This window comes from Pseudomonas sp. H1_A03 (assembly GCF_054685145.1).
The window spans coordinates 1,420,346-1,431,687 of record NZ_CP162829.1 but is presented as its reverse complement, the minus strand read 5'-3'; the positions used below and the strand labels follow the sequence as shown (position 1 = coordinate 1,431,687).

Annotated in this window: 4 protein-coding genes, 2 tRNA genes and 4 rRNA genes; 1 reads left to right on the top strand and 9 read right to left on the bottom strand. The window is 53.6% G+C overall.

The window, feature by feature from the left end:
* Positions 1-459: an SRPBCC family protein gene (locus AB4O35_RS06710; RefSeq protein WP_065872835.1), complete on the top strand. Its 459-nt coding sequence runs from the start codon at positions 1-3 to the stop codon at positions 457-459.
* Between the two features lie 45 nt (positions 460-504).
* Here the strand turns inward: AB4O35_RS06710 and AB4O35_RS06705 are convergent, their stop codons facing one another.
* The 9 genes from AB4O35_RS06705 to AB4O35_RS06665 all read right to left on the bottom strand — a co-directional run bounded on the left by AB4O35_RS06705 (position 505) and on the right by AB4O35_RS06665 (position 11,264).
* Positions 505-2,385 (bottom strand): methyl-accepting chemotaxis protein, encoded by a 1,881-nt coding sequence (locus AB4O35_RS06705; RefSeq protein ID WP_065872836.1) that lies wholly within the window; start codon positions 2,383-2,385, stop codon positions 505-507.
* 394 nt (positions 2,386-2,779) lie between these two features.
* Positions 2,780-2,895: ribosomal RNA gene (gene rrf, locus AB4O35_RS06700) — 5S ribosomal RNA — on the bottom strand.
* 109 nt (positions 2,896-3,004) lie between these two features.
* Positions 3,005-3,120: ribosomal RNA gene (gene rrf / locus AB4O35_RS06695) — 5S ribosomal RNA — on the bottom strand.
* 156 nt (positions 3,121-3,276) lie between these two features.
* Positions 3,277-6,168, bottom strand: a 23S ribosomal RNA gene (locus AB4O35_RS06690).
* Between the two features lie 249 nt (positions 6,169-6,417).
* Positions 6,418-6,493 (bottom strand) — tRNA-Ala (locus tag AB4O35_RS06685).
* A gap of 30 nt (positions 6,494-6,523) precedes the next feature.
* Positions 6,524-6,600, bottom strand: a tRNA-Ile gene (locus AB4O35_RS06680).
* A gap of 82 nt (positions 6,601-6,682) precedes the next feature.
* Positions 6,683-8,219 (bottom strand): 16S ribosomal RNA (locus tag AB4O35_RS06675).
* Together the 16S, 23S and 5S rRNA genes with 2 tRNA genes alongside form the textbook arrangement of a ribosomal RNA operon.
* Positions 8,220-8,849: 630 nt before the next feature.
* Complete coding sequence (locus AB4O35_RS06670; RefSeq protein ID WP_460149572.1) at positions 8,850-10,070, bottom strand: CaiB/BaiF CoA transferase family protein; 1,221 nt, start codon at positions 10,068-10,070, stop codon at positions 8,850-8,852.
* 12 nt (positions 10,071-10,082) lie between these two features.
* On the bottom strand, positions 10,083-11,264 hold the full coding sequence (locus AB4O35_RS06665; protein ID WP_065875664.1) for an acyl-CoA dehydrogenase: 1,182 nt from the start codon (positions 11,262-11,264) through the stop codon (positions 10,083-10,085).
* Between the last annotated feature and the right edge of the window lie 78 nt (positions 11,265-11,342).

Below are 11,342 nucleotides of genomic sequence, written 5' to 3'. Positions count from 1 at the left end.
ATGAAACCACTGCAACCCGATACGTTAATTCGCAACCCGGACGGCCTGCCGATAGTCGCGTCGGTCGTGGTCGACTGCCATGCCTCCCGTCTGTGGAACATGGTCGGGAATTTTTCAGGCTTCGATGTGTTCATTCCTGACCTGACGCATATCGAAATGACAGGCACAGGTGTAGGCGCCTTGCGTACAAAATTTTTCCGCGATGGTAACTGTGTGGTGGAGCAGCTCAATAGCCGGGACGAGCAGACCATGCATATGACCTGGACCACAATCTATAACACCTTGGGCGTGGCCAGGTTATGGGCGGCGATCGGCGTTGAAGCACTAGGAGTGGAGTGTTCCAGGGTGACATGGACGATTATTGCGCAGCCCATGGATGAGGCAAACGCAGGGTTTGAACAGTTTGTGCAGGACTTCGCCAACAGCGCCCTGGACAATGTCCGTCGGTTGCTTGGCTGAGCGGCAGGAGCGAGGCTACTCGCCCCTGCCCGATCAATCAGCAGGTCAGATCTTGAAACTATCGACCAGTTGCTTCAATCGATTGGCCTGCTGCGACAGTGCATCGCAATCCTTCAGGGTCTCATTGAGATTGGCCACGCCCTGCTGATTCAGCAGGTTGATCTGGTTGATGTCGACGTTGAGCGTTTCCACCACGGCTGTCTGCTCTTCGGTAGCGGCGGCGACGGACTGGTTCATGCCGTCGATCTCGACGATCCGCTGCGTCACGCTGACCAGGCGCTCACCCGCCTGGTTGGCGACCTCGACGCTTTCTTCACTGGAGGCCTGGCTGGCATTCATAGTGGTAACCGCTTCACGCGAGCCCACTTGCAGTGAGGTGATCATTTTGTGGATCTCTTCGGCGGACTCCTGGGTGCGGTGAGCCAGGTTGCGCACCTCGTCGGCGACCACCGCAAAACCTCGACCAGCCTCACCGGCACGTGCCGCTTCAATGGCGGCGTTGAGTGCGAGCAGGTTGGTTTGCTGAGAAATACCCTTGATCACATCAAGGATGTGACCAATGTTGTCAGTACTGGCGTTCAGGGTTTCGATCTGTGTGCAGGACAGGCTGATCTTCTGCGACAGTGCCGACATTGCAAGGATGGTTTGCTCCACCACTTTGCGCCCATCATCGGCCTGCTCACTGGCTCCGCTGGCGTGCTGCGAGGCATCGGCGGCGTTACGCGCGATTTCCTGGGTGGCGGCGCCCAGTTCGTTGATCGCAGCGGCCACGCTGTTGGTGCGCGCGCTTTGCTCGTCGGAACCGATGATAGAGGCATTGGACGAGGCCATCACACGCTGGGACAAGTCGTGCACCTGGCGCGTTGCCGAAGACACTTCCGAAATCGATGCGTGGATGCGTTCTACGAATTGATTGAACGCGCTGCCGACTTCGCCGAACTCGTCCTTGCTGGTGACAGCCAGGCGACGGGTCAGGTCACCTTCGCCCTGCGCAATGTCCTGCATCGCCACCCCCATGGTGGTCAGAGGCCGCAGCAGCACTTGGATGAGCACACTCAGGAGCACGGCAATCGCAACCACGGCGATCAACATGGCAATCAGCGCGGAAGTACGGAACTTACCCAATGCTGCGTAGGCTTTGTCTTTATCAATCGACAGACCGATATACCAATCTGCGCCGGGCAAGCCGCTGATCGGGGTAAATGACAGGATGCGGTCCTGGCCGTTGAGAACGACCTCCTGACTGACCTTCTCGATGCGTAACTGAGTGCCGGGGTAGATGTCTTTGAGGTTTTTCATCACCTGCCCTTGATCAGGACTGACGATGACTTGGCCGTCGCCGCTGACTAGGAACGCATGGCCGATGCCGCCGAAGTCTACCGAGTTGATGATTTTCACCAAGGTCTGCAGGCTCAGGTCACCGCCGACTACGCCGAGCAATTCACCGTTCTTTTTCACCGGCATCGCGATGGTCACGATCTGCCCACCCACTGCGGCCATATACGGTGGTGTAAGCATGGGCTTGTCCGCAGCCACTGCCTGTTTGTACCAAGGGCGCTGACGGGGGTCGTAGCCGTCGGGCATTTTCGCGTCCGGACGTTGCGTAAACACGCCGTTGGTTTGGCCAACATAGGTGAACTGGAAGTTTGAGGTGAACGCCGGTTGATCGACCAGACCAGGGAGGTCGGCAGCACCGCCTTGATGGGCGACGTTTTGCGTGAGGCTTTCGAGCACCAGTATTCGTCCGCTAAGCCAGTTCTGCACACTGCTTGCGGTGAGCTCACCTGATTGCTCGATGGACGACTCTAGGTTCTGCTTGATGGTACTGCGCTGCAGGTAGTCGTTGTAGAGGGTAAATAACGCGAAGGCCAGAACCACAACGCCTGACGCGGCCAACAGAATTTTATGACTGAACTTGAGATTCATTTCATCGACTTCTTTTGCCAAAGGGGGGTTAGCGTGCCGAGTGGAACATTCCATGTAACGTTATAGGCGGACTCTTGGGCCGCTCTATTTCGGTGCACGCATGGCTCGTCAGGCTTTCGGCCAAGCCGAGGCAAAACTTAGGAAAATGTAAGACGGATCGCCATTTTTCGTAGGAAACCGACCGGTGGTTGTCGTACGAGGATTGGATAACGAACGCTTTGAGCGCTTAGGCACCTTGGTCTAGGTCCTGCGATAGAAAATGAAACCAACCAATCATGTAGCGAGTTACGGGCTGGATGCCCGGTGATCAATCAGGTCTGTCAGCAATACAAAATTGCTGATCTAAACGACAAAACCCCTGTCTGCGTTAACAGACAGGGGTTTCGGAATTCAATCTTGACGATGACCTACTCTCACATGGGGAAACCCCACACTACCATCGGCGATGCATCGTTTCACTGCTGAGTTCGGGATGGGATCAGGTGGTTCCAATGCTCTATGGTCGTCAAGAAATTCTGTGTACCAGACCGTTGTGTTAGCAACGTACCAGTGAAATTCATGGACTTCTACATAAACAAAACCCCTGTTCGCGTTAGCAAACAGGGGGTTTGGAATTTAATCTTGACGATGACCTACTCTCACATGGGGAAACCCCACACTACCATCGGCGATGCATCGTTTCACTACTGAGTTCGGGATGGGATCAGGTGGTTCCAATGCTCTATGGTCGTCAAGAAATTCGGGTACTGAGTCGTGACCAGATGGCCTCGCTTCAGCAAATTGGGTATGTGACAGCTTTCGGTGTTTTCGTGAGATCGAACTTTCGGTTCTATCGTCTTCACACACCGCAATCTGATGCTCGTTAGAGTAGTCAAATTGCTTGGGTGTTATATGGTCAAGCCTCACGGGCAATTAGTATTGGTTAGCTCAACGCCTCACAGCGCTTACACACCCAACCTATCAACGTCGTAGTCTTCGACGGCCCTTCAGGGGACTCAAGGTCCCAGTGAGATCTCATCTTGAGGCTAGTTTCCCGCTTAGATGCTTTCAGCGGTTATCTATTCCGAACATAGCTACCCGGCAATGCCACTGGCGTGACAACCGGAACACCAGAGGTTCGTCCACTCCGGTCCTCTCGTACTAGGAGCAGCCCCTCTCAAATCTCAAACGTCCACGGCAGATAGGGACCGAACTGTCTCACGACGTTCTAAACCCAGCTCGCGTACCACTTTAAATGGCGAACAGCCATACCCTTGGGACCGGCTTCAGCCCCAGGATGTGATGAGCCGACATCGAGGTGCCAAACACCGCCGTCGATATGAACTCTTGGGCGGTATCAGCCTGTTATCCCCGGAGTACCTTTTATCCGTTGAGCGATGGCCCTTCCATACAGAACCACCGGATCACTAAGACCTACTTTCGTACCTGCTCGACGTGTCTGTCTCGCAGTCAAGCGCGCTTTTGCCTTTATACTCTACGACCGATTTCCGACCGGTCTGAGCGCACCTTCGTACTCCTCCGTTACTCTTTAGGAGGAGACCGCCCCAGTCAAACTACCCACCATACACTGTCCTCGATCCGGATAACGGACCTGAGTTAGAACCTCAAAGTTGCCAGGGTGGTATTTCAAGGTTGGCTCCACGCAGACTGGCGTCCACGCTTCAAAGCCTCCCACCTATCCTACACAAGCAAATTCAAAGTCCAGTGCAAAGCTATAGTAAAGGTTCACGGGGTCTTTCCGTCTAGCCGCGGATACACTGCATCTTCACAGCGATTTCAATTTCACTGAGTCTCGGGTGGAGACAGCGCCGCCATCGTTACGCCATTCGTGCAGGTCGGAACTTACCCGACAAGGAATTTCGCTACCTTAGGACCGTTATAGTTACGGCCGCCGTTTACCGGGGCTTCGATCAAGAGCTTCGCGTTAGCTAACCCCATCAATTAACCTTCCGGCACCGGGCAGGCGTCACACCCTATACGTCCACTTTCGTGTTTGCAGAGTGCTGTGTTTTTAATAAACAGTCGCAGCGGCCTGGTATCTTCGACCGGCATGAGCTTACGGAGCAAGTCCTTCACCCTCACCGGCGCACCTTCTCCCGAAGTTACGGTGCCATTTTGCCTAGTTCCTTCACCCGAGTTCTCTCAAGCGCCTTGGTATTCTCTACCCAACCACCTGTGTCGGTTTGGGGTACGGTTCCTGGTTACCTGAAGCTTAGAAGCTTTTCTTGGAAGCATGGCATCAACCACTTCGTTAACTAAAAGTTAACTCGTCATCAGCTCTCGGCCTTAAGATCCCGGATTTACCTAAGATCTCAGCCTACCACCTTAAACTTGGACAACCAACGCCAAGCTGGCCTAGCCTTCTCCGTCCCTCCATCGCAATAACCAGAAGTACAGGAATATTAACCTGTTTTCCATCGACTACGCTTTTCAGCCTCGCCTTAGGGACCGACTAACCCTGCGTCGATTAACGTTGCGCAGGAAACCTTGGTCTTTCGGCGTGGGTGTTTTTCACACCCATTGTCGTTACTCATGTCAGCATTCGCACTTCTGATACCTCCAGCAAGCTTCTCAACTCACCTTCACAGGCTTACAGAACGCTCCTCTACCGCATCACTTACGTGATACCCGTAGCTTCGGTGTATGGTTTGAGCCCCGTTACATCTTCCGCGCAGGCCGACTCGACTAGTGAGCTATTACGCTTTCTTTAAAGGGTGGCTGCTTCTAAGCCAACCTCCTAGCTGTCTAAGCCTTCCCACATCGTTTCCCACTTAACCATAACTTTGGGACCTTAGCTGACGGTCTGGGTTGTTTCCCTTTTCACGACGGACGTTAGCACCCGCCGTGTGTCTCCCATGCTCGGCACTTGTAGGTATTCGGAGTTTGCATCGGTTTGGTAAGTCGGGATGACCCCCTAGCCGAAACAGTGCTCTACCCCCTACAGTGATACATGAGGCGCTACCTAAATAGCTTTCGAGGAGAACCAGCTATCTCCGAGCTTGATTAGCCTTTCACTCCGATCCACAGGTCATCCGCTAACTTTTCAACGGTAGTCGGTTCGGTCCTCCAGTTAGTGTTACCCAACCTTCAACCTGCCCATGGATAGATCGCCCGGTTTCGGGTCTATTCCCAGCGACTAGACGCCCTATTAAGACTCGCTTTCGCTACGCCTCCCCTATTCGGTTAAGCTCGCCACTGAAAATAAGTCGCTGACCCATTATACAAAAGGTACGCAGTCACCCAACAAAGTGGGCTCCCACTGCTTGTACGCATACGGTTTCAGGATCTATTTCACTCCCCTCTCCGGGGTTCTTTTCGCCTTTCCCTCACGGTACTAGTTCACTATCGGTCAGTCAGTAGTATTTAGCCTTGGAGGATGGTCCCCCCATATTCAGACAAAGTTTCTCGTGCTCCGTCCTACTCGATTTCATGACTAAGAGATTTTCGCGTACAGGGCTATCACCCACTATGGCCGCACTTTCCAGAGCGTTCCGCTAATCTCAAAGCCACTTAAGGGCTAGTCCCCGTTCGCTCGCCACTACTAAGGGAATCTCGGTTGATTTCTTTTCCTCAGGGTACTTAGATGTTTCAGTTCCCCTGGTTCGCTCCATACACCTATGTATTCAGTGTAAGGTAACCATCTTATGATGGCTGGGTTCCCCCATTCAGACATCTCCGGATCAAAGTCTGTTTGCCGACTCCCCGAAGCTTTTCGCAGGCTACCACGTCTTTCATCGCCTCTGACTGCCAAGGCATCCACCGTATGCGCTTCTTCACTTGACCATATAACCCCAAGCAATCTGGTTATACTGTGAAGACAACATTCGCCGAAAATTCGATAATACTCAAAACTGAGTAACTCACAAATTTTACCTTAGCCTGATCCGTTACCAGTGAAAGTAACGCTCAGTCTATCTTTCTATCACATACCCAAATTTTTAAAGAACGATCTAATCAAAGACTAGAAATCAACATTCACCATCATAACGATGGAATGCTCATTTCTAAGCTTTCATAACGTAGAAGCAGTAGTGGTGGAGCCAAACGGGATCGAACCGTTGACCTCCTGCGTGCAAGGCAGGCGCTCTCCCAGCTGAGCTATGGCCCCGTATTTCTACAGGCGTTTCCCACACAAAATTGGTGGGTCTGGGCAGATTCGAACTGCCGACCTCACCCTTATCAGGGGTGCGCTCTAACCAACTGAGCTACAGACCCAATTTCGGGCTGCTTCTTATCGTCTTCTTCAATGAATCAAGCAATTCGTGTGGGAACTTATGGAGCAGCTGATGTCGTCGATTAAGGAGGTGATCCAGCCGCAGGTTCCCCTACGGCTACCTTGTTACGACTTCACCCCAGTCATGAATCACACCGTGGTAACCGTCCTCCCGAAGGTTAGACTAGCTACTTCTGGTGCAACCCACTCCCATGGTGTGACGGGCGGTGTGTACAAGGCCCGGGAACGTATTCACCGCGACATTCTGATTCGCGATTACTAGCGATTCCGACTTCACGCAGTCGAGTTGCAGACTGCGATCCGGACTACGATCGGTTTTCTGGGATTAGCTCCACCTCGCGGCTTGGCAACCCTCTGTACCGACCATTGTAGCACGTGTGTAGCCCAGGCCGTAAGGGCCATGATGACTTGACGTCATCCCCACCTTCCTCCGGTTTGTCACCGGCAGTCTCCTTAGAGTGCCCACCATTATGTGCTGGTAACTAAGGACAAGGGTTGCGCTCGTTACGGGACTTAACCCAACATCTCACGACACGAGCTGACGACAGCCATGCAGCACCTGTCTCAATGTTCCCGAAGGCACCAATCTATCTCTAGAAAGTTCATTGGATGTCAAGGCCTGGTAAGGTTCTTCGCGTTGCTTCGAATTAAACCACATGCTCCACCGCTTGTGCGGGCCCCCGTCAATTCATTTGAGTTTTAACCTTGCGGCCGTACTCCCCAGGCGGTCAACTTAATGCGTTAGCTGCGCCACTAAAAGCTCAAGGCTTCCAACGGCTAGTTGACATCGTTTACGGCGTGGACTACCAGGGTATCTAATCCTGTTTGCTCCCCACGCTTTCGCACCTCAGTGTCAGTATTAGTCCAGGTGGTCGCCTTCGCCACTGGTGTTCCTTCCTATATCTACGCATTTCACCGCTACACAGGAAATTCCACCACCCTCTACCATACTCTAGTCAGTCAGTTTTGAATGCAGTTCCCAGGTTGAGCCCGGGGATTTCACATCCAACTTAACAAACCACCTACGCGCGCTTTACGCCCAGTAATTCCGATTAACGCTTGCACCCTCTGTATTACCGCGGCTGCTGGCACAGAGTTAGCCGGTGCTTATTCTGTCGGTAACGTCAAAACAATCACGTATTAGGTAACTGCCCTTCCTCCCAACTTAAAGTGCTTTACAATCCGAAGACCTTCTTCACACACGCGGCATGGCTGGATCAGGCTTTCGCCCATTGTCCAATATTCCCCACTGCTGCCTCCCGTAGGAGTCTGGACCGTGTCTCAGTTCCAGTGTGACTGATCATCCTCTCAGACCAGTTACGGATCGTCGCCTTGGTGAGCCATTACCTCACCAACTAGCTAATCCGACCTAGGCTCATCTGATAGCGCAAGGCCCGAAGGTCCCCTGCTTTCTCCCGTAGGACGTATGCGGTATTAGCGTCCGTTTCCGAACGTTATCCCCCACTACCAGGCAGATTCCTAGGCATTACTCACCCGTCCGCCGCTCTCAAGAGAAGCAAGCTTCTCTCTACCGCTCGACTTGCATGTGTTAGGCCTGCCGCCAGCGTTCAATCTGAGCCATGATCAAACTCTTCAGTTCAAACATCTTTGGGTTTTTAAGAAACCCTAAACTTGGCTCAGCAATCGTTGGTTACATCTTTGATTTCTCGCGGAGTAACTTGTGATGCTGATAATCTTGTTGACTATCAGTCTGACTCCACAAGCACCCACACGAATTGCTTGATTCAGTTGTTAAAGAGCGGTTGGTTAAGATCTTTCGTCTCAACCGAGGCGCGCATTCTACAGCAGCCTCATTTGCTGTCAAGTGATTATTTTCAGAAGTTTTCGAAGAATTCTTCAACAACTTCAACCACTTGCGCTTCCGATCTCTCGTTAGCGGGAGGCGAATTCTACAGCGTTACACGCTGCTGTCAACACCTCTTTTTCTCCGCTTTCGACCGAGAAGATCGAAACGTTAATAGAGCGAAACAACACTGCTCTACCAACTCCTTCTGGGCTTCGATGAACTGAAGCAACTCGCTGTCGAATCTCGCATAACTCTTTGTTTATCAAGGAGTTTTCCGTTTCGACTGCGCCGGAAGTGGGGCGAATTATAGACTTCTAGGATCTGCCGTCAACCCTTAATTTTGCTTTTTATATCAATTAGTTAGGATTGATTAAAAAACCACCAGAAAAGCTACGATAACGCCCTCTATATAGAAGAGAAGACTCAGATAACACCCAACCCTTTCAAGACAGCTACGTTGGCCACACCCAATCCCAGCACATCCTGCAGCACTTTCGCCGTATGCTCCCCTAATAGAGGAGGCGCACTCCGGTACTCCACAGGGGTCTTGGACAACCGTATCGGACTGGCAACCTGGAGCACCATCCCCGCCAGCGCATGGGGCAACGCTATCGCCAACCCGCGCGCCTTGACCTGTGGATCGGCAAACACTTGGGCCAGGTCATTGATAGGCCCGCAAGGCACACCCACCTGCTCCAACTGTGACACCCACTCAGCCGTCGTCTTAAACACCGTAGCTTGGCGAATCAACGGAATCAGCTCCGCGCGATTGGCCACTCGCACCTTATTAGTAGAGAAACGCGGATCATCCGCCCACTGAGGCTGCCCAGCCACCTCAGCAAACTTACGAAACTGTCCGTCATTACCCACCGTCAGGATAAAGTCACCATCGGCCGTGGGAAAATCCTGATAAGGCACAATATTCGGGTGAGCATTGCCCAAGCGCTTAGGCGCCTCCCCAGTTGTCAGGTAATTCATCGCCTGGTTAGCCAGGCAAGCCACCTGCACATCCAGCAACGCCATATCAATATGTTGCCCGCCACCGTCATGCCCCCGATGCGCCAGCGCCGCCAGTATCGCTACGGTCGAATAAAGCCCCGTAAGAATGTCAGTCAGTGCCACGCCCACCTTCACCGGCCCAGCCCCGTCATCACCCTCCGGCCTGCCGGTCAGACTCATAAGCCCGCCCAACCCCTGGATCATGAAGTCATAGCCAGCACGCGCCGCATAAGGCCCCGTCTGACCAAAGCCGGTAATCGAGCAGTAGATCAACTCCGGATTGATCTCCTTGAGCGACTCATAATCCAGCCCATACGCCGCAAGACCACCCACCTTGAAGTTCTCGATGAGGATGTCCGACTTGGCCGCCAAGTCGCGCACCAGTGCCTGGCCCTCCGGCCACGTGAAGTCGATAGTCACGGACTGCTTATTGCGATTGGCCGACAGGTAATACGCCGCCTCACTGGTGTTCTCGCCATAGGCATCTTTAAGGAAGGGCGGTCCCCACGCACGCGTGTCGTCGCCATTGCCAGGCCGTTCGACCTTAATTACCTCTGCCCCAAGGTCCGCCAGGATTTGCCCGGACCAGGGACCCGCCAGTACTCGCGATAAATCCAGTACCCGCAGATGCGAAAGCGCGCCCATGCCGTGCTCCTGTTAATAGAACGCCTGAAGACCGGTTTGCGCACGCCCCAAGATCAGGGCATGCACGTCATGGGTGCCTTCGTAGGTGTTCACCACCTCGAGGTTGACCAAATGGCGCGCCACCCCGAACTCATCGGAAATACCGTTGCCACCTAACATATCCCGCGCCATACGCGCGATATCCAGGGACTTGCCACACGAGTTGCGCTTCATGATTGAAGTAATCTCGACCGCTGCAGTGCCTTCATCCTTCATACGACCCAAACGCAGGCAGCCTTGCAGGGCTAGAGTGATCTCGGTCTGCATATCGGCCAGTTTCTTCTGGATCAATTGAGTCGCCGCCAATGGACGACCGAACTGCTGACGATCCAGAGTGTATTGGCGAGCGGTGTGCCAGCAGAATTCTGCGGCACCCAAAGCCCCCCAGGAGATGCCATAACGTGCAGAGTTGAGGCAGGTGAAAGGCCCCTTCAAGCCACGCACATCCGGGAAAATGTTCTCTTCGGGCACGAATACGTTATCCATGACGATTTCACCCGTAATGGAGGCGCGCAGCCCGACCTTGCCGTGAATCGCCGGGGCGCTCAGACCTTTCCAGCCTTTCTCCAAGACAAAACCACGGATGTCACCGGCATCGTCCTTGCCCCAGACCACAAATACATCCGCGATCGGGCTATTGGTGATCCACATCTTCGCGCCGGTCAGGCTGTAGCCGCCGTCTACCTTGCGCGCACGGGTAATCATCGCGCCCGGGTCGGAACCATGGTCAGGCTCTGTCAGGCCAAAACAGCCAATCCATTCGCCAGAGGCCAACTTCGGCAGGTACTTTTGTTTCTGCGCCTCAGTGCCAAACTCGTTGATAGGCACCATCACCAGTGACGACTGCACACTCATCATCGAACGGTAGCCCGAGTCGACACGCTCCACCTCACGCGCAATCAACCCATAGCAGACGTAGTTCAAACCGCTGCCACCGTACTGCTCCGGAATCATTGCGCCGAGCAGCCCGGTCTCACCCATCTCGCGAAAAATCGCCGTATCGGTCTTTTCATGGCGAAAGGCTTCGAGCACACGCGGTGCCAACTTGTCCTGGGCGAATTGCTCAGCACTGTCGCGCACCATGCGCTCTTCTTCGGTGAGCTGTTGATCCAGCAGCAGTGGATCAATCCAGTTGAAGCTTGCCTTACCAGCCATGAATAAGTCCTCGCGGAGAAAATCGGAAGTCGTGGAATGAGCCTAGGCCCGCCAGGCGCACAGGGCAAACGAGGTTTC